This is a genomic window from Aequorivita iocasae, assembly GCF_016757735.1.
Classification (GTDB): Bacteria; Bacteroidota; Bacteroidia; order Flavobacteriales; family Flavobacteriaceae; genus Aequorivita; species Aequorivita iocasae.
On the sequence record NZ_CP068439.1, the window covers coordinates 1124462 to 1147242 of the forward strand.

Here is a 22781-nt window from a genome sequence, read left to right on the forward strand (position 1 = left end):
TATCTTTGTGGTTACCTGTAAAAAAATACCATGGCACTCAAAAATATCCGTTTGGAAGTAATGCAAACTGTTGAAAAGAAAATTGACAGTTATATTGACCAATATTTAATTCCCGTTGATGAAATATGGCAACCCACCGATCTATTACCTAATTTCCAAAAGGAAAATTATATGGATGAGGTTATCCAAATCCGCGAAGAGGCCAAAGAATTGGGCTACGATTTCTGGATCGTTTTGGTGGGCGATATGGTTACGGAAGAAGCACTGCCAACTTACGAAAGTTGGTTGATGGATATGGAAGGTGTGGACCAGCACGGCCGAAACGGCTGGAGCAAATGGATACGCCATTGGACCGGCGAGGAAAACCGGCACGGAGACGCACTCAATAAATATCTTTATTTATCCGGAAGGGTAAATATGAAGGAAGTTGAAAAAACCACCCAACATTTAATTAACGACGGTTTTGAAGTGGGGACGGGTCGCGATCCCTACCGAAATTTTATTTATACCAGTTTTCAAGAATTGGCGACGAATATTTCGCACAATCGCGTTGGAAAAATTGCAAAAAAGAAAGGCAATAAAATGCTTGCGAAAATGTGCAATATTATTGCCGGTGATGAAATGCGACACCATTTGGCCTATCGTGAATTCGTAAAAACCATTTTTGAATATGACGCTAGCGAAATGATGATTGCGTTTCAGGATATGATGCAGAAAAAAATAATTATGCCTGCCCAAAATCTTCGCCAAAGCGGTGGGAAAATGGCTTCAGCATTTGATGATTTCAGTAACGCAGCACAGCGTTTGGGCGTTTACACCACTTTTGATTATATCGATATTCTTGAAAAATTGAATGCGCATTGGGAAATTTCAAAAATAAATGGCTTGACCGATGAAGCTGAAAAGGCACGTGATTATCTTCTAAAATTGCCCTCGCGAATGATGCGTATTGCCGAACGAATAAAAATTCCTCAGGATGCCAACCGCTTTAAATGGGTTGAACCGAATGGGATTGTATAAAACTAAAAAAGCCGCTTCAATTGAAGCGGCTTTTTCTTTCATTTAAATTTATGGCTACAAATCAAACTTAATTCCCTGAGCCAATGGAAGCTCAGTGGTATAGTTTATTGTATTTGTCTGTCTGCGCATATATACTTTCCAGGCATCGCTTCCGCTTTCGCGGCCGCCACCTGTTTCCTTTTCACCGCCAAAAGCACCGCCAATTTCAGCACCGCTGGTTCCGATGTTTACGTTTGCAATTCCACAATCGCTACCAGCGTGCGAAAGAAAACGTTCTGCTTCGCGAAGGTTGTTGGTCATAATTGCAGAGGATAATCCTTGAACCACTCCATTTTGAAGTTCGATTGCATTTTCAACCTCGCCGCTGTATTTCATTAAATATAAAACAGGAGCGAAAGTTTCGTGCTGTACAATTTCAAAACTGTTTTCTGCTTCGGCAATTGCTGGTTTTACATAGCAACCACTTTCATAACCTTCACCTTCCAGTACGCCGCCTTCAACAATAATATTTCCGCCTTCGGCAACGACTTTTTCAAGCGCTTGATTGTACATTTTTACCGCATCTTTGTCAATAAGTGGACCAACATGATTCTTTTCGTCCAATGGATTTCCGATGCGAAGTTGCTTATAGGCATCAACCACGGCATCTTTCACTTTGTCATAAATACTATCGTGAATTATCAATCTTCGGGTTGAGGTACAACGTTGTCCTGCAGTTCCCACAGCACCAAAAACAGCGCCGATAACGGTCATTTTTATATCTGCATCCGGAGTTACGATAATGGCATTGTTTCCTCCAAGTTCTAGCAATGATTTTCCTAAACGTCCCGCAACGGCTTGGGCAACAATTTTCCCCATTCTGATGGAACCCGTTGCTGATACCAAAGGTACACGCTTATCATTCGTCATCATTTCACCAACTTTATAATCGCCATTGATTAGACATGAAATACCTTCAGGCAAATTGTTATCAGCAAATACTTTTGCAGCTATTTTTTGGCAAGCTATTCCACAAAGTGGAGTTTTTTCCGAAGGCTTCCAAACACACACATCACCGCAAATCCACGCCAGGGCAGTGTTCCAAGCCCAAACGGCTACCGGAAAGTTAAAGGCTGAAATAATTCCAACCACGCCAAGCGGATGATATTGCTCATACATTCTGTGGCCGGGGCGTTCGCTGTGCATCGTCAAGCCGTGAAGTTGGCGGGAGAGACCTACTGCAAAGTCGCATATATCAATCATTTCCTGCACTTCACCGAGACCTTCTTGATAGCTTTTCCCCATTTCATAAGAAACTAATTTTCCAAGTGGTTCTTTTAGTCTTCGCAACTCCTCCCCGAATTGGCGTACAATTTCACCACGCTGAGGAGCTGGTTTGAGTCTCCAGTCTTTAAATGCTGAAGTTGCACTTTGCATTACTTTTTCGTAATCTTCTTTGGAAGTGGTACTCACTTTTGCAATGAGTTGGCCATCAACGGGTGAAAAAGATGAAATTTCCTCACCGTTTGAAAACCATTCGTTTCCAGTGGAAGTTCCCTGGTTTACATCCTTAATTCCTAATTGTTCCAATGCTTCTTCGATACCGAAGGAAGTGGTTGTTGCTTGCATATAATTATGATTTTTTATTCTGAAATTTATGAAGCGCAAAGGTACACAATGCGCTGAAGAAAGTAAAATGAAACAGTATCTGTTTGGGAAATACGGTGTTAATCTTGTGTGAAACGAGGGTCGGCTTCCATCACCGTTCCGCATTTGTCACAAGTTCGCAACTCTTTGCTTCCGTAGAAATGCTTGAAGTGTTTTAGAAAATCAGTTTCAATATTGCTTAGCGGGAAGTAAACTTCATATAATTTATTGTTGCAATTGTCGCAAAACCAGAGCAAGCCGTCTTTTCCTTCAAGGTCTGTGCGTTTCCTTTCAATGACCAAACCGATTGAGCCAGCACTTCTGCCGGGCGAATGCGGAACTTTTGCGGGATGGAGATACATATCGCCAGGACCAAGTTCCATCACTTTTTTCTCGCCATTTTCCTGTATTGCAACCTGAATATTTCCTTCAAGTTGATAAAAAAGCTCCTCGGTTTCGTTGTAGTGATAATCCTTTCGGGCATTGGGACCTGCGACTATCATTACGATATAATCGTCAGATTCAACGTATAAATTCTTATTGCCCACTGGTGGTTTCAGCAGGTCGCGGTTTTCCTCAATCCATTTATTGAGGTTGAAAGGTTTCTTAATAGCCATTGCCGTATCTTTAACTGTTACGTAAAAATACGGCAAAATGCGCTAATAGAAAAAGGGATGTGAGGTTACTTTCTATAAAATAGCTGAGTGAAGTAGCTTCGGCCTTTGGCACATTTCATTACTCCAAATCCGGTATGTGTATAATTACCTTCTATGATTGCTTTGTGCCCTGGGCTGTTTAGCCAGGCATTTACAACGGCTTCAGCAGTATCGTAGCCATAAGCTACGTTTTCCCCTACCACTTCGGCATTGTCATGATATTTAATTCCTTCTGAACGGTACCCGAAATTGTCGTGATTTATCTGTTCTTTTTCAATCATATATTCAGTATGATCTACAGCGAATGCAGAAGCGTATTGGGAGTCCATTTTGAGCACAGAAAGGCCTAAGGACGCACGATGATCATTTACTAAACTTAAGATTTCAGCTGACATTTGGCTGTCATTTCTTTGAGCCAAAGTTAAATCAATGTCGTATTTAGTGGCTTCAACTTCAACAGAATCCTCTTTTGAACAAGAGGTAATCACTAGGCATAACAATGCCATTGCAAGTAGGTTGCTTTTTAGTAGGTTCATAATTTGGGGGACACCAGATTTGGGGCTTGATGTCGATTCAAATATATAAAAAAAATGATACGAAAATGCTTTTAATCGAAAAAATGTTGCACTTTATCGGATAAAAGATATTTTTTTTAAAACAAGAGATACTTTAAAATTTTGTTGAAGTACTATAAACATTGTATTTTTACTTTATCTTCGTAATAAATCAAAAAGTAAATATGGTAAAAAATTTAACATTTTTAATCGCTATTTTTTTGTGTTTTGGATGCAAAAACGAAGAAAAACATAGTTCAGCTGCCATACATACTTCTAAAAATACAATAATAAATGAAGAAAACTTCGGAATCGTCATTCATGGGGGAGCCGGAACCATTCTTAAAGAAAATATGAGCGATTCCTTGGAAACAGCATATAAAGCGAAACTTAAGGAAGCTATTTCCACTGGTTATGACATCTTGAAAAACGGCGGAACTTCTTTAGAGGCCGTTACCCATACTATTAATATAATGGAAAACTCACCTTTATTCAACGCGGGAAAGGGCGCGGTCTTTACACATGATGAGTCGAATGAGCTGGATGCCTCAATAATGGATGGCGCTACCTTGAATGCTGGAGCTGTCGCAGGAGTAAAACACATTAAAAACCCAATAGATTTAGCCCGGGATGTAATGCAAAAAAGCGAACATGTAATGCTGTATGGTGCCGGTGCGGAAGCATTTGCTCAAAGTTTGAATTATAAAATGATGGATACCTCCTATTTCTACACCCAGAACAGATATGAGTCGCTACAAAGAGTTTTGGAAAGGGAAATAGCCCAAAATGAAAACAAGATTTCTTTTGAAGATTCTTATTTAAAAAACTCAAAATTCGGGACCGTGGGTTGTGCAGCCTTGGACAAACATGGAAATCTGGCAGCAGGAACCTCAACTGGAGGAATGACAAACAAACGCTGGAACCGCATTGGCGATGCACCAATTATTGGTGCTGGAACCTATGCTAATAACGCAACATGTGCAGTTTCTTCAACGGGTTGGGGAGAATATTTTATCAGATCTGTTGTGGCCTATGATATTTCAGCTTTGATGGAATATAAAGGAATGAGTTTGCAAGATGCTGCAAGAGAAGTCATTCAGAAAAAAGTACCTGAACTTGGCGGCGATGGCGGTATTGTTGCCATAGACAAGGACGGAAATGTGGCAATGGAATTCAACACTGCGGGAATGTATCGCGCCACTATGAATTCAAAAGGTGAGTTGATTATTAAAATCTACAAAGAAGAATAAATGGAACCTTATTACGCCGTAATCTTTACTTCACGTCAAACCAAAAATATTGAAGGTTATTCTGAAATGTCAGATTTAATGGAAACTTTGGCAAAACAACAACCCGGATTTTTAGGTATGGAAAGTGCGCGAAACGAAGTTGGCATTACCGTAAGCTATTGGCAAAACCTTGAAAACATTAAAAACTGGAAAGCGAATCTTGATCATTTAACTGCGCAGCAAAAAGGTCGGAAACAATGGTATTCTTATTATAAAGTGCGGATTTGTAAAGTAGAAAGGGAGTATGAGTTTGAACGTTGACAGCCAATAAATTGCTGCCATTCTGTTAATTCTCTCCCAAATGTTAAATCCTAAAATACGATTTGAAAACAACCCCACGTTACCAATTTAATCTCCCACCCAAAAAAGTATTTAAGTAATTATTTCCAAAACAAAACGAATCGGTTTTTGCTTTGCAGCACAATCATTTTGCCTTATTTTTAAATGCTTTTAACCATCGCTTATGAAAACTCATCTCAAGTTTCTGCCTGTTCTTTTATTGCTATTCGTTTTTTCCTGCAAAGACAAGGACAAACATTCCGAAACCGACAACCTTTTTAAATTCAAAGAATATATTTCCTATAATACTTACGGAAACCAATCCATCACTACAGATATTCGGGTGGAACTTGTAAAACCGTTGGAACAATTTGACCTAACACAGGAACTTGCTGCCGATGAATATTTAAAAATTTCATCTGCTACAAAAGGTAAACTGATTGTTGAAAATGGCAAAACGTTAATTTTTCAACCTTTCGAATATTTAAATCCTGATACTGAATACACCGTTACCGTAAAACTGGATAAATTTTACGAAGACATTTCAAAAGAATTCAAATCTTATACCTTCAGTTTTCATACCATTACCCCAAATTTTAAAGTTGATTTGGGAAAACTTCAAAGCTACAGCAAACAATGGCAGTATGTAGAAGCATCCGTTGAAGCCTCGGATGTTATTTCTTTGGAAAAAGCGAAGCAATTGGTTTCTGCCTCCCAAGATGGAAAAAAATTGAAACTGAAATGGCCGTCGGAGGAAAAAGAAGCGCGCTATTTTAACTTTACAATTGATAGCATCAGCCGAAAAATAGACGATTCCGAAATACTAATAAAATGGGACGGCAAACCAATCGGCGCTGAAAACAAAGGTGAAAATACCTTTGCAATTCCAGGCCAAAACAATTTTACAATCGTTGACATCAGCAGCACCTTGGCGCCAGCAGCATTGCTGAGTATCAACTTTTCAGATCCTTTGCTGGAAAATCAGGATTTTGCAGGTTTGGTTACCATTGAAAATATACAGGATCTGCGCTATGAAGTCAACGGAAATGTTCTAAACGTTTACCCGTCCAACCGCGTTGTGGGCAATGTAAAAGTCACCGTTTTTACGGGAATCAAAAATACCGAAGGTTTCGGTTTAAAAAAGGAATTTTCAGAATTGATTTCCTTTGAACAGTTGAAACCCGCCGTAAGGATGATTTCAAAAGGCGTAATTCTTCCGAATTCCGCTTCAACGCCCGTTTATTTTGAGGCAGTAAATCTTTCAAAAGTTGACGTTCGAGTGATTAAAATTTACGAGAACAACGTCCTTCAATTTCTTCAAAGTTATAATTTGAACGATAACAACACCTACGACATCAAACGAGTTGGAAGAAGAATTGCCAAAAAAACCATCGAACTTAAAAATACCGATTTGGGCGATAATGGTAGCTGGAAAGCGTATGCCATAAACCTTTCGGAATATTTTAAGGCAGATCCCGGCGCCATTTATCAATTGGAACTCAGCTTCAAAAAAGATTATATCACTTATGATTGTAGCGAAACCACTTCCGAAGAAATTTCAGATGAAAATGCTGAGGAAGGCGATGAATATTACGATGATTACTACGAAGAAGATTCATATTACACGCACGATTCCTCCGAAGATGAAGAACTTCGCGAAGAGCGCTATTGGGATAACGAAATTTACCGCTGGCGGAATTATACCTACAATTGGGAACAGCAAGACAATCCCTGCCATCCCGCATATTATAACGAAGAGCGAGTAGTTACCGCAAATATTCTAGGCTCAGATTTGGGCTTGATTGTGAAAAAAGGAAACAATCGTTCGTATCATTTCATTGCCACAAATTTGATAACCGCAAAGCCGGAAGGTGGCGTAAAAGTGAAGCTTTTCAATTATCAGCAGCAACTTATTGAGACCGTAACTACGGAAGGCGATGGAATGACGCTTTATGACGGTTCAAAAAATGCAGCTTTCGCCGTGGCCCAAAAAGGAAACAATTTCGCTTACGTAAAATTGGAGGATGGCAATGCACTTTCCATGAGTAATTTCGATATTTCTGGGAAGGAACTGCAAAAGGGTTTGAAAGGATATACGTATACCGAACGCGGTGTTTACCGCCCCGGCGATAGTATTCACCTTACGTTTGTGTTGAACGATAACGCAAACCCACTGCCTAAAAATCATCCCGTAGCGCTTTCAGTTACCGATGCTCGTGGAAAACTTGTCTATCGCACTGTTCAGCAGACCAATTCTTCAAAAGGCGGATTTTATTATTTCCCAATAGCAACCGATGCTTCGACACCCACCGGAAATTGGAACGCAACCGTGACAGTTGGTGGGGCGCAATTTTCGCACACGTTAAAAGTGGCGACTATTAAACCAAACCGTTTAAAAATCAAACTTGATTTTGAAGATGAAATCCTAGATGCAACAAAACCAGTAAAAGGGACAGCGAGCGTAATGTGGCTTCATGGCTCGCCTGCGCGGAATTTAAAAATTGATATGACCGCCACCCTTCGCGCGAGCAACTCTTCTTTCCCGAAATTTCCAAAATACAATTTCATCGACCCAATCCGAAAATTTGATGAGGTGGAAATCCCCGTTTTGGACACGCAACTTTCTTCGGAAGGAAGCAATTCTTTCAGCCAAAATTTGGAGATTGGAAAGAACGCGCCCGGCATGTTGAAAGCTACTTTTTTAACGAAAGTGTACGAAGGCGGTGGCGATTTCTCCATAGATATTTTTTCAAAAGATTTGGCGCCGTTTTCACATTTCGTCGGGTTAAAATCACCCGAAGCAGGCCGCTACGGTTCCTATTTTACGGATGAAAATACAACTTTTGACGTAGCTTCAGTAGACGCTCAAGGCAAAACTGCAGGCAATCGGGAGCTGGAAGTGAAAGTTTTTAAAATTGAATGGCGTTGGTGGTGGAACCGCGGAAGAGACAATCTTTCAACTTATGAAAATTCAACCGTGCATCGTCCCGTAAAGGAATTCACCATAAAAACTGATGGAAGTGGAAAAGGAAAATTCACCGTAAATATTCCTGAGGAGGAAGGCGGACGCTATTTAATTCGCGTCATCGATAAACAATCCGGCCACGCAACGGGACGAATCACTTATTTCTACAGAAATTGGTGGCAACGCCCAAGTGACGGCGATGCGGAAAGTGCGCGGATGTTGCTTTTTTCTTCAGATAAAGAAAAGTATAATGTTGGCGAAGAAGCGTTTATAACTTTTCCTTCGGGAAGTGATGGGCATGCTTTAATTAGTGTTGAAAACGGCACCGAAGTTTTGGCTACGCATTGGATTGAAACCAGAAAAGGCGAAACCAAAGCCGCAATAAAAATCACGAAGGAAATGGCTCCGAATATTTATGTGAATATTTCGCTGCTTCAGCCGCACAGCCAGACCAAAAACGATTTGCCGATACGACTTTACGGTGTAATTCCGCTTTCGGTGGAAGACCCATCAACGGTGCTTCATCCAAAAATCACGATGCCGGAAGTTTTAAAACCCGAAAAGCAATTCACCGTAAAAGTTTCCGAAGAAAACAACAAACCGATGACTTACACCATTGCTGTTGTTGACGAAGGTTTACTGGATTTAACACGTTTTGCAACGCCCGATATTCACGAAGCCTTTTACAACCGAGAAGCACTTGGAGTGAAAACTTTTGATATGTTCGATTACGTGATTGGCGCGTATTCCGGCAGTGTCGATAATATTTACGCAATCGGTGGTGGCGATGCGGCTTTGGGTGCAAAAAACCGAAAAGCCGACAGATTTAAACCTGTTGTGAAATATCTTGGACCGTTTGAACTCGCCGCCGGAAAAACCGCAAGTCATAATATTATAATGCCAAATTACATCGGCTCCGTTCGCACCATGGTTATTGCGGGCGATAATACCAAAAGTGCCTACGGCAGTGTCGAACAAACAACGCCCGTCCGTACGCCTTTGATGGTGCTGGCTTCGCTTCCGCGGAAATTATCTCCGGGTGAAACTGTGGTGCTTCCCGTTACGGTTTTCGCGATGGAAAATAAAGTGAAAACCGCCACCATTTCTGTGAAAACTGGCGATGCGCTTAAACCGAAAAACGGTTCTTCAAAAACGGTTTCTTTCAGCGGACCGGGCGAACAGATTGTGAATTTTGAATTTGAAGTTTTGCCAACCACGGAATTCCAAACCATTGAAGTTACCGCTTCCGGAAACGGAGAAAAGGCAAGTTATAAAGTGGAAATCGACGTGGAAAATCCGAATCCGATTTCTCAGAAATCCACAAATTACACTGTGGACGGAAACGCTTCCCAAACAATCAATTTTGAAACTTTCGGTGTACCCGGAAGCAACGCTGCGATGCTTGAATTTTCGACTTTGCCTCCGATGGATTTCGGAAAACGTATGGAATATTTAATCCATTATCCATACGGATGCATTGAACAGACTACTTCTTCAGCGTTTCCGCAGTTGTATTTGGCAGATGTTTTCGACATAACTTTTGATAAAAAGAAGAAAATTGAGAAAAATGTAAAAGCGGCAATTGAGCGTTTGGGCAGATTCCAAATTGCAAATGGCGGACTTGCATATTGGCCCGGAGAGCGTGAAGCCGATGAATGGGCGACTAATTATGCCGGACATTTTATGCTTGAAGCGAAGCAAAAAGGATACGCTTTGCCAATCAGTTTTATGAGCAATTGGTTGCTGTATCAGCAAAACACCGCACGGCAATGGCGAAATAGCTATACGCGTTACAACTCAAGTTTGACGCAGGCATACAGACTTTACACTTTGGCGTTGGCGGGAAAACCAGAGCTCGCCGCGATGAACCGCCTTCGCGAAAGTAAAGAGCTTAGTAACGATGCCAAATGGCGATTGGTCGCTGCTTATGCTTTGGCCGGAAAAAAAGAAGTTGCTCAGCAAATCGCACAAACAGCGAATATCAATTTTGTTTCTCAGAGATATGATTATTACACCTACGGATCACCTTTCAGAAATAGAGCGATGGCTTTGGAAACCTTGGTATTATTGGGAGATTCGAAACAACGTGATTTAGCCATTTCCGTAGCGAAAGATTTGTCATCAGGAAATTGGTACAGCACACAGGAAACATCGTATGCATTGATGGCGATGGCGAAAATGGTTGCTAAAAACGGCGGAAAAGCAATGGAGCTTACGTTTACAAATGGTGGAAAAACCGTTGAAGTGAAAACGGATCGAGCTATTGCGCAACGCGACCTTTCTTTTTTAATGGGAAGCAACTCAGTTTCGGTGACCAATAAAAAAGGAAATGTGGTTTACGTTACGCTTTCGCAACGCGGAAAATTACCTTTAGGGAAAGAGCTTGCCGAAAAGCGTAACTTATCAATAAAATCTGAATATTTGGGAGGAGATGGAAAAGTCATAGATGTTACTAAATTGCGACAAGGAACGGAAATCCTTGCGAAAGTAAGTGTTACAAACACGTCAAATGATTGGATAAACAATGTGGCACTTTCAAAAATCTTCCCTAGCGGTTGGGAAATCGTGAACACCAGCTTTTCTGAATTGGGAGGAGGCGCAAGTGGAAATGCACGTTATACTGACATTCGCGACGACCGTGTGAATTTCTTTTTTGATTTAACTGCTGGACAAACGAAGACCTTCAGCGTGAAATTAAATGCTTCCTATCTTGGAACGTATTATTTGCCGGGAACGCAAGTAGAAGCTATGTATGATAATTCATATTATGCGCGGAACAAAGGAATGTGGGTAACGGTTGAGTTGTAATGTCTTTTGAAATTTGACAAATCTGAAATAAAGAAAAGAATCAGCAGGCACAAAATAAAACTCAGTGTCCTGCTGATTTTATTTGTGGTTTGGCTTTTCTGTCTTCCATCGCTACTTTTTAATTTTCCAACCGCAACCGTTGCGGAAAGCAACAGCGGACAAATGCTCGGCGCTCGGATTGCGGACGACGGCCAGTGGCGATTTCCACAGATGGATTCTGTACCAGAGCGGTTTGAAAAATGCATCCTTTATTTTGAGGACGAGCATTTTTATTGGCATCCTGGTTTCAATCCTGTTTCCATCTCAAAAGCACTTTGGAACAATCTTACCACCGATTCCCGTCGCGGCGGAAGTACGATCACCCAACAAGTTATTCGCCTTTCCCGACAAAATAAAAGCCGAACTTATTTCGAGAAAATTATAGAGATTTTTCAAGCAACACGTTTGGAGGCGGGTTACAAAAAGAAATCAATTCTGAATTTATACGCTTCTTTTGCACCTTTCGGGGGAAATGTGGTTGGTTTGGAAACCGCTTCGTGGCGCTATTTCGGAATTCCCGCCAGCGAATTGAGTTGGGGGCAATCGGCTGCTTTGGCGGTGCTTCCCAACGCGCCCGCGCTGATTTTTCCCGGAAAAAATGAGGAAATTCTGAAACAAAAAAGAGATGCGCTGTTGCTAAAACTTTTTCAAAATGAAGTGATTGATGAAACCACATATCAATTGGCTTTGGAAGAAAGTCTCCCCGGAAAACCCTTGCAATTGCCAGAATATGCCCCTCATTTAACCGAAAAAATACGAAAAGAACACCCTGGCAAACGGATTGAAACCACGATCGATTTTTCGCTTCAGCAAAAGGTGAATAATATTGTGAAGGAGCAACATTACAAGCTTTCGCAAAACCAAATCCACAATCTCGCGGTTTTGGTTATGGATGTGAATACACGTGAAGTTTTGGCGTATGTTGGCAATTCCCCAACAACGCGCGAGCATAACAATTTTGTGGACGTAATTGAAAAACCACGAAGCACAGGCAGTATTTTGAAGCCCTTTCTTTTTGCATCGATGTTGGATGCTGGTGAAATTCTTCCAAATATGTTAGTTGCAGATATTCCAACGACAGTAAATGGTTATACGCCCGAAAATTTTGATAAAAAATTTAACGGCGCAGTACCAGCAAGTGTTGCGCTTTCACGTTCGTTAAACATTCCTGCAGTAAGGATGTTACGGGATTTTGGATTTCAAAGGTTTTATAATATTCTGCAAAAAACGAATCAAAAAGCAATCGAGAAACCTGCGGATTATTATGGACTTTCATTGATTCTGGGCGGGGCGGAAAGCAGTCTGTGGGATATTACGAAAGGGTATGCGGGTATGGCTTCAACCTTAAATTTCTTCAACAATTCTTCTAGTGAGTACCGAAAAAATGAATTTGTGGAACCTGTTTATGTGAAAAATCACGAGAAAATCGATTTAGGGAAAATTCAGCAAAAACCTTCTGTTTGGAATGCTGGAGCAATTTATGAAACTTTCGAAGCGATGGAAAAAGTAAACCGTCCCAGCGGCGAGGAAAACTGGGAGTTTTTCACAAGCAGTCAGCCGCTTGCATGGAAAACAGGAACCAGTTATGGCTTTAAGGACGCATGGGCAGTTGGTGTTACACCAAAATACGCCATTGGGGTTTGGGTGGGAAATGCCGATGGCGAAGGGCGTCCAGGATTGACGGGAATTCAAGCCGCAGCGCCTGTTTTGTTCGATGTTTTGAATATGTTGCCCCAAAGCGGTTGGTTTAAAATGCCGTACGATGAATTGGTTGAGGTTGAAATTTGTTCTAAAAGTGGGCATCTCGCTGGGCTTTTCTGTGAGGAAACAAAAACTGAGTGGATTCCAAAAAACGGAACGCGAACCGAAGCTTGCCCCTATCATCAAACAGTTTTTCTATCCCGAAGCGTCGGGACGGAAAAATTTCGCGTGAATTCTTCCTGCTATCCACTTTCGGAGATGGTTCAAAAAAACTGGTTTGTTCTGCCGCCGGTGATGGAATATTATTATGCACAACTTCATCCTGAATATAAAATTTTGCCGCCCTTTGCGCCCAATTGTTTGCAGGAAGGCGAAAAGTTGATGGCGTTTATTTATCCGAAGAAAAATGAAGCTGTGTTACTTCCGAAGAATTTCGACGAAAATGTGAACGAAGTGATTTTTAAGCTTGCGCATCGTTCGCCAGAAACTACCGTTTTTTGGTATTTGGATTCAAAATATATCGGCAAGACCGAGACCTTTCACGAATTGGCCGTTTCACCTAAACCCGGAAAATATATTTTGACTGCAACCGACGAAGATGGAAATGAACTTCGTGAGCAAATCGAGATAAAATCGGCATCCCAAATTCCTTAAAAATTTATTTAACAAAAAATTAATACACTTTGGTTCGTAATGTTCCGAACCAAACGTACTTTTGTGCCCTATTTTTAATCTGAAGGAGATATTTTGACAAAAAGAGAACGAATAATAGAAAAATTGGGAGTACACATTGAGAGTCGCGAACAGTTGGCCCCACTGGCCGCACGCATACTTTCCACCTTAATTTTAACTGGAAAAAGAGGAATTACTTTTGAATCGCTAGTCTGTGAACTTGGGGCAAGCAAAAGTACAATTTTTACGCATTTAACTACACTTCAGGCCGCAAACCGCATTACGTATTACACAAAATCTGGCGATAGAAAAAAGTATTTTATCCTCATTCCGGATGTGATGATTCAATCAATGACCGAAATGATTAAAAAATGGAATTGCGAAAAGGAAATCCATATGGAAATTATGGATTACAAAAAAGAATTGAACGAAACCTTGGAAGATTCAGAAAAATTTGATTTAGAATTTCACAGAGATTATTTGGACTTTCTAACCCAAGCCAGTGCTTCCGTTGAAAAATTGCAGAAAAAACTTATTGAAAAAAACAAAAACGACTAATAAAATCAACAATGAAAAAGAAAAATTTTATTCATTCACTTCCCATAGCTTTAGGCATTCTGCTATTGTTTTCTTCATGTGGGGATGACAAAAGTGCACAACAGGCCCAAATGGCACAACAAGCCCCAACTTTACCGGTTGTATCAATTCCAACGAAAACTGTTACAGCGTTTACTACCTATCCCGCAAGTATTGAAGGGATTGTAAACAGTCAGGTAAATGCAAAAATTTCAGGATATATTACTGATGTTTTGGTTGATGAGGGTCAAAAAGTAAGAAAGGGACAAACGCTATTTAGACTCGAAACTCAAACCTTAAGTCAAGATGCTGCCGCTGCCCGTGCAAATGTAAATGCGGCTCAAGTGGAAGTTGATAAACTGAAACCGTTGGTTGAAAAAAACATTATTAGCAATGTGCAACTTGAAACTGCCAAAGCAAAACTTCAGCAAGCAAAAAGTGGTTATAACAGCATTGCGGCAAACATAGATTACGGAAACATTAAAAGTCCGGTTGATGGGTATGTGGGCTCCATAAATCTTCGGAAAGGTGCTTTGGTAAGCCCATCGTCACAAATTCCAATGACTACTGTTTCAGACATTAGTAAAGTGTATGCTTATTTCTCAATGAACGAAAAGGAATATTTGGATTTTATTCAAAATGCGGAAGGAAAAAATATTGAAGAAAAAATAAAAAAACTTCCGAAAGTGCAATTGTTATTGGCAAACGGAAGCCTTTACGAAGAAGAAGGAACCATTGAAACCATTAATTCCCAGGTAAATGCAAATACAGGATCTATTTCTTTCAGAGCTGTTTTTGATAATCCTTCAAGAATTTTAACAAACGGTAACAGCGGAAAAATAAAAGTTCCAAAAGTTTATAACGATGCTGTAGTCGTTCCGCAGGAAGCTACTTATGAGCAACAAGGCAGTATTTATGTTTATAAAGTTGGTGAAGATGGTATGGCTACTTCAACCAAAATTGAGACAACGGCAGAAGTTGGAAACCTTTACGTGGTAGCTTCCGGCTTGCAGAAAGGCGATAAAATTGTTGCAAAAGGCGCAAACAAACTACGTGGAAATTCCAAAATAAATCCACAGGAAATGCCTTTTGACAGCATTGCCAAACCTATTGAAAAAGTTTTCAGATAACCGTTTAAGAAAAACCAATCATGTTAAAAACATTTATAGACAGACCCGTACTCTCTACGGTTATCTCGATAATTATTGTGATTTTGGGAATTTTGGGGCTTACCAATCTGCCCATTACTCAATATCCCGATATTGCCCCACCGACCATTCAGGTGAATGCAACGTATCCAGGAGCGAATGCCGAAACCATTCTTGAAAGTGTAGTAATACCGCTGGAAGAGCAGATAAACGGTGTGGAAGGAATGACCTATTTAACTTCCACTGCCACCAACAACGGAACGGCTTCCATCAGCGTGTTTTTTGATCAGGATGTAGATCCCGATATTGCCGCTGTAAACGTTCAAAACCGTGTGGCACGGGCAAATTCACTGTTGCCGCAAGCTGTAATTCAAACTGGGGTTACAACTTCAAAACAACAAACCAGTGCGTTGATGTTTCTTTCCTTTTACAGCACGAACCCAGATTATGACGATACATTTCTTCAGAATTATTTAAAAATCAACGTCATTCCCGAATTACAAAGGGTAAACGGTGTGGGTGACGTAAGTGTTTTTGGCGGAAAGGATTATTCTATGAGAATCTGGCTAAATCCTCAAAAACTTGCAGCCTATAGCTTGATGCCTTCAGACGTTGTGGCAGCTTTAAAAGAACAGAGTTTGGAAGCCGCGGCGGGTGCTTTGGGTGAAAATAATGGCGAAGCCTTTTCATATACCATTAAATATCCGGGACGTTACAAAACTGAGCAGCAATACAGCGACATTGTGATTAAAGCTTTGGGCAATGGCGAATTTTTGAGATTGAGCGATGTTGCACAAATAGAACTTGGCGCACAATCTTATGCAGGTGGATCTGTTACCAATGGAAATCCTGCGGTAAATATGGGTATTTTTCAAACGAAAGGTTCAAATGCACAGGAAATTATTGATGCTATAAAAGTAGAATTGGCTCAAGTGGAAGCCAATCTTCCCGAAGGCATCACGTATTATATTCCGTATGATACTAACAACTTTTTGAATGCCTCAATTGAAAAGGTGGTAATGACTTTGGTAGAAGCGTTCCTGCTAGTTTTTCTTGTGGTATTTATATTCTTGCAGGATTTTCGTTCCACTTTAATACCGGCAATTGCGGTACCAGTTTCGATTATTGGAACATTTTTCTTCCTAAATTTATTTGGATATTCCATCAACCTTCTGACACTTTTCGCTTTGGTATTGGCAATTGGTATTGTGGTAGATGACGCTATTGTAGTCGTCGAGGCAGTCCATTCAAAGATTGACGAAGGAGAGAAAAGCCCGAAAAAGGCATCGCTTAAAGCCATGCACGAAATTTCCGGAGCTATTGTTTCCATTACCTTGGTGATGTCTGCAGTGTTTATCCCCGTAACTTTTATAAAAGGCCCTACGGGAGTATTTTATGAGCAGTTTGGAGTAACGCTTATTGTTGCAATTATTATTTCTGCAATAAACGCTTTGACTTTAACACCCGCGCTGAGTGCACTTTTCTTAAAAGGTCACGATGAAAAACAAAACAGCAATAAACCAGGTTTTATTCAGAAATTCTTTAACGGTTTCAACAGAGGTTTTAAAGCTACTGTAAACCGTTATGGAAGATCTGTCCATTTCCTATACAGGCATAAATGGATTACTGGAGTTATTTTGCTTTTGGCAGTTTTGGGAATTTGGTGGTCATCTGCAACTTTGAAAACAGGCTTTGTGCCCGATGAAGACCGTGGAATTATCTTTATGAACGTAGAACTTCCCGCGGGTTCTTCAATTGATCGTACGCGTGAGGTAAACCTAAAACTATACAATAAAATAAAAGACCTTCCTGGCGTACAAGGTGCGTCGGTTATTGACGGTCGAAGTTTGATCAGCGGTGCGGGAAGCAATTACGGACTTGGCTTTATTAGGCTTGACGATTGGAAAGACAGAGAAGACGAATCGCTTTCGGTGCAGGCAATAACTGGCCAACTTTTCGGAATTGCTGCGCAAATTCCAGAGGCGCAAATTATATTTTTCTCGCCACCAAGTATTCCCGGTTTTGGAAACTCCGCTGGAGCCGAAGTGAACCTTTTGGATCGTTCCGGCGGAAGCTTTACAGATTTGGACCAAACCAATCAGGAGTTTATTGCAAAATTGAGCCAACGGCCTGAAATTCAATATGCACAATCCTCTTTCAACACGCGTTATCCGCAATATGAAATGATACTGAACGTGCCATTGGCAAAAGAAGTTGGGGTTTCGGTGCAAACCATTTTCAACACTTTACAAGGTTATATAGGAAGTATTTTCGCAGCAGATTTTTCCCGCTTCGGAAAACAATATCGCGTGTATGTTCAAGCATTGCCGGAAGACAGGGCAAGTGAAAGCGATTTGAACAATATTTATGTACGTACTGCCAGTGGTGAAATGACGCCAATTACCCAATTCGTTACGCTGAAACGGGTTTATGGGCCACAATCGGTTACACGTTTCAATTTGTTCAATTCCACAAAAGTTACTGCTGCGCCGGCGCCGGGCTATAGCTCGGGTGATGTTATTGCCGCTGTTGAAGACGTTAGCCAAACTTTGCCCAGCAATTTTGATATCGCTTACTCAGGTTTAACCTTGGAAGAAAAAAGCGCAGGCAACCAAACAACGATGATTTTCATTTTGTCATTGGTATTCGTTTACTTTTTGCTCGCAGCTCAATATGAAAGCTATTTATTGCCGTTTTCGGTTCTATTTTCATTGCCGGTTGGGGTTTTTGGAGCCTATATTTCAACACAGTTTATGGGATTGCAAAACAATATCTACTTTCAGATTGCGCTCATAATGCTTATAGGGTTGCTCGCGAAAAACGCAATTCTTATAGTTGAATTTGCCTTACAGCGAAGAAAGCACGGCGAATCTATTTTAGATGCCGCAATTGATGGTGCCGAAGCCCGATTACGACCTATTTTAATGACTTCCTTCGCCTTCATCTTAGGATTGATGCCGTTGGTACTTTCCAGTGGCGTGGGTGCAGCCGGGAACCGTTCAATCGGTACGGGAGCAGTTGGCGGATTGTTGATTGGAACTATTATAGGCGTTTTCGTAATTCCAATTTTGTTCATCCTTTTCCAATGGTTACAGGAAAAAATTACCGGTGCACCGACTGAAAAATTAGAAACTATTGAAGAAAACATTTCAGATGAAAAAGAATAGTATATATAGAATATTGATATTGGCAAGCTTGCCATTGCTATTGGTTTCATGCTTTGCCGCAAAAGATTATGAACGGCCCCAAGTGGTAAATGAAGCAAATTACCGAACTGAAAATCTTCCACAGGATACGTTGAGCATCGCGACCCTTTCGTGGAAGGAATTGTTCACGGATCCGTTGTTGCAAGGTTACATTGAAGAAGGCTTGAAAAACAATATGGACATTCGGGTGGCGCTTCAGCAAATACGTATTGCCGAAGCTTATGTAAAACAAGGCAAGGCGGGATATTTTCCTTCTTTGAATGGAAATGCAAAATATACTCATCAGGAATTTTCTGCCGGAGGTCAGTTTGGCGGTCAGTTTTCATCATTGGATCAATATGAATTGAGCGCTGGTCTTTCTTGGGAAGCAGATATCTGGGGAAAAATACGTAGCAATGAAAGGGCTTTTCAAGCTTCATACCTTCAAAGCATCGCAGCACACCAAGCCGTAAAAAGTAGGTTGATTGCCAATATTGCTTCGGTTTATTACCAATTGTTGGCGGTGGATGAACAAATACGTGTTACAGAAGAGACAATTGAAACGCGTTCCAAGGGGCTGGAAACTACCCAAGCTTTAAAAGAAGCCGGAAACGTTACCGAAGTAGGCGTAAAGCAAACGGAAGCACAGCTTTATACCGCTCAGGGAATTTTAATCGATTTAAAAAACCAAGCCCGCTTGTTGGAAAACACCATGTCCATTTTATTGGGAAGTGCTCCGCACGAAATAAGCCGTGGAAACTTGGAAAATCAAGATATCGAAATACCTTTAAACACGGGGATTCCCTCACAATTGCTCAGAAATAGACCCGATGTTATGGCGGCAGAATATAGTTTGATGAATGCTTTCGAACTTACAAATGCAGCACGCGCAAATTTCTATCCTTCATTGACGCTTTCGGCAACGGGAGGTTTTCAAAATATTGAGATTGATAAACTTTTCAACGCCAATTCGTTATTCGCAACCATCATTGGCGGGTTGACGCAGCCTATTTTTAACAAACGACAAATCCGCACGCAGTATGAAGTTTCGCAGGCACAGCAGGAACAGGCTTATTTAGATTTTAGATTGGCCATTATTACTGCCAGTAAAGAAGTCTCTGACGCACTTTATAACTATGAGTCCGCAACCGAAAAAATTGAGGTAAACCAAAAGGAATTTGAAGCTTATAATTTGGCAACAGGCTATTCCGAAGAACTTTTGAATAACGGTTTTGCAAACTATTTGGAAGTCTTAAATGCGCAGGAAAATGCGCTTAATTCAAGCTTAAACCTTATAAACACAAAGAATAACCAGCTTCAGGCCATCGTAGATTTATACGAAGCCTTGGGCGGCGGTTGGCGATAGTTTTTTTCATAATTTTTATTGTTGATTGTAAATCTGTCTTGAAACTTTTTTTCAAGGCAGATTTTTTTTATCGCAACGGAAACCCCTTAGCAGCCCACCACGGGTGGATTTCAATTGGCAGTCTGCCCGCTTTTACCATCGGGTCCATATTTGCCAAACTATCCGCCATTTTTTGGGTGGGCACGTTGTAAATGGTGATGCCGCGAATATCGCCATCATCGCCAAACGGTCCTGAAATATCTGCAAAACCTTCTTTATACATCCTGCCCAAGTGTGCCAAATGCAGTTTTTGAAGACTGTCTGCCTCCTCTTTAGTTTGGGAGCGGGTTGGACCTTTTTTTAAGAATGCAATAAAATATTGCTGCATCAAAATGGTGTCGCCCGATTTTTCATCAACATAATCGAAGGTTTGAAAGCCTTTTTGAGTAAGTTCTTCTTTTAGCTGCGCCATTGGAATTTTCTCTTCCTCTGGGCAAGGCTCGGTGATGTATTCTTTCTCAACTTTTGTTTCACAACTAAAAAGTGTGATTCCTAAAATTATCAATAGTAGTCTAGCTTTCACTTTTCCAAGTTTTAAAAGGATTTTTACTCAAATTTGAATTGTAATATTTCACATCGCCCGTAACTTCCTTTCCCAGCCATTCAGGTTTTGAAAAGGGCTCGGTTTCTGAATTAAGTTCTATTTCTGCAATGATTAAACCTTCGTTTTCGCCCGTAAAATCATCCACTTCAAAAGTATGGTCGTCAAAGAAAATTTCATAGCGTGTTTTTTCAATAATTCCCGGTTCGCAGAGATGAAGCAATTCCTCAGCTTCGGCCTGTGAAATTTGTTTTTCCCATTCAAATCTCGTAAGGCCAGATTTGTTGGATTTTCCTTTAATGGTTAAAAATCCATCGTTTCCCTGAATGCGGATGCGCACGGTGCGTTCGGGATGGGTGTTCAAAAACCCTTGAACGATTCGCGTGCGTTTGTGCGCCTCATTTTTAAAAGCTTCGGAAGTGACTAAAAATTTACGTTCTATTTCCTGCATTTTGGGCTATTTGTTTGATTTCATCGGAAGTGATTTGTTGTTTTGGAAATTCTTTTTTCACCAAAACCAGCATCGCTTCAGCAATAGTTTCAGCTTTTATCATTTTGTATTTCTTCGGAACCAAAAATCCGAAACTCTTCATAAAAAAAGTAGCAACTTTTTCACCAAAACGGTTTTCTTCACGATCGCCAACAATTAGTGAAGGTTGCAGGATGTATGTATTTTCAATATGCTGATTTAAAACATCATGTTGCATTTCACCTTTTGTTTTGTTGTAAAAAATGCTGCTATTGGCATCTGCGCCCATTGCCGAAATTACGATAAACGTTTCAATTCCGTTCTGTTTTGCAAGCTTGGCGGCAGTCACGGGAATGCCGTAATCAATTTTTTTATAGGTTTCCTTATTAGGCGTTTTGGCTTTTGTGGTGCCAATGCAGCAGAAAACCACATCGGCTTTAAAGGCTTCGGAATGGTTTTCCAGTTGGAACATATCTATCAAATGCTCCTCAATTTTCGGGGAATTCATATCAGCAGTGCTGCGCGAAAAGAGTTTTATCTTTTCATAAGCAGGGTCTTTCAAAAGTTTTTTGAGCAGGATACTTCCCGTTAAGCCCGTGGCGCCTAAAATGATTGCTGTTTTTTTCATTGAATATGTTTCCATTAAAAATAGGTTTCGACTGCGCTCAACCAGACATTAAAGATATTAAATTTGTAAGATGCAGGACGAACTACCCATCCGCAAAATAATTCACGTAGATATGGACGCTTTTTATGCGTCCGTGGAGCAGTTGGACAATCCCGAGCTTCGCGGAAAGGCGATTGCCGTGGGCGGTGGCTCAGCCCGTGGCGTTGTAAGCGCTGCAAGTTATGAAGCCCGAAAATTTGGTGTGCGCAGTGCGATGAGCGGGACGGTAGCACGAAAGCTTTGTCCAGACTTGATTTTTGTGCGAACCAATTTTGACCGCTACAAAGAAGTTTCGAAACAAATTAGGAAAATATTTTTTGAATATACCGATTTGGTGGAACCGCTGTCTTTGGACGAAGCTTATTTGGACGTTACCGAAAACAAAAAGGGCAATCCCAGCGCCACAATGATTGCAACCGAGATTCGGAAAAAGATAAAAGAAAAGACAGGGTTGAACGCTTCCGCAGGGATTTCGGTTAATAAATTTGTGGCAAAAATTGCCAGCGATATTAACAAGCCCAACGGACAGAAAACAATTGGCCCCGAAGAGGTAATTTCTTTTTTGGAAACTTTGGATGTAAAGAAATTTTACGGTGTGGGGAAAGTAACCAAAGAGAAAATGTACCGTTTGGGCATTTTTACGGGAAAGGATTTAAAAAGTAAATCGATTGAATTTTTAGAGGAACACTTCGGGAAAAGTGGCGGGTATTATTACAATGTTGTCCGTGGAATTCACAATAGCAAAGTAAAACCTACACGGACACAGAAATCTTTGGCGGCCGAACATACTTTTTCTGAAAATATTTCCTCTGAAATTTTTATGCTTGAAAGATTAGAGGAAATAGCCGCTGAAGTAGAAAGCAGATTAAAGAAGAAAAAACTGGCGGGAAAGACCGTGACGCTGAAAATTAAATACCGTGACTTTACGCTTCAAACCCGCAGCAAAACCTTGCCGTTATATATATCCTCCAAAGAACTTATTATGGACGTGGTTAAAGAATTGTTATTTCAGGAAAAAATGTATGAGTCGGTACGATTGTTGGGCATTTCAATTTCACACCTAAACAATAACAATGAAACCCCGAAGAAAAAAGAGGTTCCGAAGGAATCGATTGATGTACAACTTAAACTTGAATTTTAAATATGATAGAAAGCTACGTATCTTTAAACTAATTTAAAAC

Annotated in this window: 16 protein-coding genes; 10 read left to right on the top strand and 6 right to left on the bottom strand. The window is 40.6% G+C overall.

What is annotated here, in order from left to right:
* Positions 1-30: 30 nt before the first annotated feature.
* Positions 31-1020, top strand: a complete 990-nt coding sequence (locus JK629_RS05325; RefSeq protein WP_202337577.1) for an acyl-ACP desaturase — start codon at positions 31-33, stop codon at positions 1018-1020.
* A 54-nt stretch (positions 1021-1074) separates the two neighbouring features.
* Here the strand turns inward: JK629_RS05325 and amaB are convergent, their stop codons facing one another.
* The 3 genes from amaB to JK629_RS05340 form a co-directional block, all read right to left on the bottom strand.
* Entirely contained in the window at positions 1075-2628 is a 1554-nt protein-coding gene (gene amaB, locus JK629_RS05330) for an L-piperidine-6-carboxylate dehydrogenase (protein ID WP_202337578.1), read from the bottom strand.
* A 98-nt stretch (positions 2629-2726) separates the two neighbouring features.
* On the bottom strand, positions 2727-3263 hold the full coding sequence (locus JK629_RS05335; protein ID WP_202337579.1) for a 3-hydroxyanthranilate 3,4-dioxygenase: 537 nt from the start codon (positions 3261-3263) through the stop codon (positions 2727-2729).
* Positions 3264-3328: 65 nt separating this feature from the next.
* Positions 3329-3838 carry a CAP domain-containing protein gene (locus JK629_RS05340; protein ID WP_202337580.1) on the bottom strand — a complete coding sequence of 170 codons (510 nt, stop codon included), beginning with the start codon at positions 3836-3838 and terminating at the stop codon, positions 3329-3331.
* Positions 3839-4041: 203 nt separating this feature from the next.
* On the opposite strand from JK629_RS05340, the gene JK629_RS05345 reads away from it, so the two are divergent.
* From JK629_RS05345 to JK629_RS05380, 8 genes are all read left to right on the top strand, one after another.
* Positions 4042-5106, top strand: coding sequence for an isoaspartyl peptidase/L-asparaginase family protein (locus JK629_RS05345; protein WP_202337581.1), 1065 nt, complete (start codon positions 4042-4044; stop codon positions 5104-5106).
* The gene (locus JK629_RS05350; RefSeq protein WP_202337582.1) at positions 5107-5406 is read left to right on the top strand and encodes an antibiotic biosynthesis monooxygenase family protein; all 300 of its coding nucleotides are present in this window, start codon (positions 5107-5109) and stop codon (positions 5404-5406) included.
* Between the two features lie 202 nt (positions 5407-5608).
* Complete coding sequence (locus JK629_RS05355) at positions 5609-11197, top strand: alpha-2-macroglobulin family protein (RefSeq protein ID WP_202337583.1); 5589 nt, start codon at positions 5609-5611, stop codon at positions 11195-11197.
* A 6-nt stretch (positions 11198-11203) separates the two neighbouring features.
* Positions 11204-13591, top strand: coding sequence for a penicillin-binding protein 1C (pbpC, locus tag JK629_RS05360; RefSeq protein WP_262896520.1), 2388 nt, complete (start codon positions 11204-11206; stop codon positions 13589-13591).
* A 123-nt stretch (positions 13592-13714) separates the two neighbouring features.
* Complete coding sequence (locus tag JK629_RS05365; protein WP_225626147.1) at positions 13715-14167, top strand: GbsR/MarR family transcriptional regulator; 453 nt, start codon at positions 13715-13717, stop codon at positions 14165-14167.
* An 11-nt stretch (positions 14168-14178) separates the two neighbouring features.
* Positions 14179-15315 (top strand): efflux RND transporter periplasmic adaptor subunit, encoded by a 1137-nt coding sequence (locus JK629_RS05370; protein ID WP_202337585.1) that lies wholly within the window; start codon positions 14179-14181, stop codon positions 15313-15315.
* A 20-nt stretch (positions 15316-15335) separates the two neighbouring features.
* Positions 15336-18500, top strand: coding sequence for an efflux RND transporter permease subunit (locus JK629_RS05375; protein WP_202337586.1), 3165 nt, complete (start codon positions 15336-15338; stop codon positions 18498-18500).
* Positions 18487-19884, top strand: coding sequence for an efflux transporter outer membrane subunit (locus JK629_RS05380; protein ID WP_202337587.1), 1398 nt, complete (start codon positions 18487-18489; stop codon positions 19882-19884). The genes JK629_RS05375 and JK629_RS05380 overlap by 14 nt, the downstream gene beginning before the upstream one ends.
* Positions 19885-19951: 67 nt before the next feature.
* On the opposite strand, the gene JK629_RS05385 is transcribed toward JK629_RS05380, so the two are convergent.
* The 3 genes from JK629_RS05385 to JK629_RS05395 are packed head-to-tail and all read right to left on the bottom strand — an operon-like array spanning position 19952 to position 21561.
* Complete coding sequence (locus JK629_RS05385; protein WP_225626148.1) at positions 19952-20446, bottom strand: YciI family protein; 495 nt, start codon at positions 20444-20446, stop codon at positions 19952-19954.
* Complete coding sequence (locus tag JK629_RS05390) at positions 20436-20915, bottom strand: CYTH domain-containing protein (RefSeq protein ID WP_202337588.1); 480 nt, start codon at positions 20913-20915, stop codon at positions 20436-20438. Before JK629_RS05390 ends, JK629_RS05385 begins: the two co-directional genes overlap by 11 nt.
* The gene (locus JK629_RS05395) at positions 20896-21561 is read right to left on the bottom strand and encodes an NAD(P)H-binding protein (protein ID WP_202337589.1); all 666 of its coding nucleotides are present in this window, start codon (positions 21559-21561) and stop codon (positions 20896-20898) included. The genes JK629_RS05390 and JK629_RS05395 overlap by 20 nt, the downstream gene beginning before the upstream one ends.
* A 70-nt stretch (positions 21562-21631) precedes the next feature.
* On the opposite strand from JK629_RS05395, the gene dinB reads away from it, so the two are divergent.
* Positions 21632-22741 carry a DNA polymerase IV gene (gene dinB / locus JK629_RS05400; protein WP_202337590.1) on the top strand — a complete coding sequence of 370 codons (1110 nt, stop codon included), beginning with the start codon at positions 21632-21634 and terminating at the stop codon, positions 22739-22741.
* Positions 22742-22781: the final 40 nt, after the last annotated feature.

What these genes read in the sequence shown, in the direction of transcription:
- JK629_RS05345 (WP_202337581.1), top strand. Translation starts at nt 4,042, where the DNA reads ATGGTAAAAAATTTAACATTTTTAATCGCTATTTTTTTGTGTTTTGGA.
- dinB (WP_202337590.1), top strand. Translation starts at nt 21,632, where the DNA reads ATGCAGGACGAACTACCCATCCGCAAAATAATTCACGTAGATATGGAC.
- JK629_RS05380 (WP_202337587.1), top strand. Translation starts at nt 18,487, where the DNA reads ATGAAAAAGAATAGTATATATAGAATATTGATATTGGCAAGCTTGCCA.
- JK629_RS05340 (WP_202337580.1), bottom strand. Translation starts at nt 3,838, where the DNA reads ATGAACCTACTAAAAAGCAACCTACTTGCAATGGCATTGTTATGCCTA.
- JK629_RS05395 (WP_202337589.1), bottom strand. Translation starts at nt 21,561, where the DNA reads ATGAAAAAAACAGCAATCATTTTAGGCGCCACGGGCTTAACGGGAAGT.
- JK629_RS05390 (WP_202337588.1), bottom strand. Translation starts at nt 20,915, where the DNA reads ATGCAGGAAATAGAACGTAAATTTTTAGTCACTTCCGAAGCTTTTAAA.
- JK629_RS05350 (WP_202337582.1), top strand. Translation starts at nt 5,107, where the DNA reads ATGGAACCTTATTACGCCGTAATCTTTACTTCACGTCAAACCAAAAAT.
- amaB (WP_202337578.1), bottom strand. Translation starts at nt 2,628, where the DNA reads ATGCAAGCAACAACCACTTCCTTCGGTATCGAAGAAGCATTGGAACAA.
- JK629_RS05335 (WP_202337579.1), bottom strand. Translation starts at nt 3,263, where the DNA reads ATGGCTATTAAGAAACCTTTCAACCTCAATAAATGGATTGAGGAAAAC.
- JK629_RS05355 (WP_202337583.1), top strand. Translation starts at nt 5,609, where the DNA reads ATGAAAACTCATCTCAAGTTTCTGCCTGTTCTTTTATTGCTATTCGTT.
- JK629_RS05325 (WP_202337577.1), top strand. Translation starts at nt 31, where the DNA reads ATGGCACTCAAAAATATCCGTTTGGAAGTAATGCAAACTGTTGAAAAG.
- JK629_RS05370 (WP_202337585.1), top strand. Translation starts at nt 14,179, where the DNA reads ATGAAAAAGAAAAATTTTATTCATTCACTTCCCATAGCTTTAGGCATT.
- JK629_RS05375 (WP_202337586.1), top strand. Translation starts at nt 15,336, where the DNA reads ATGTTAAAAACATTTATAGACAGACCCGTACTCTCTACGGTTATCTCG.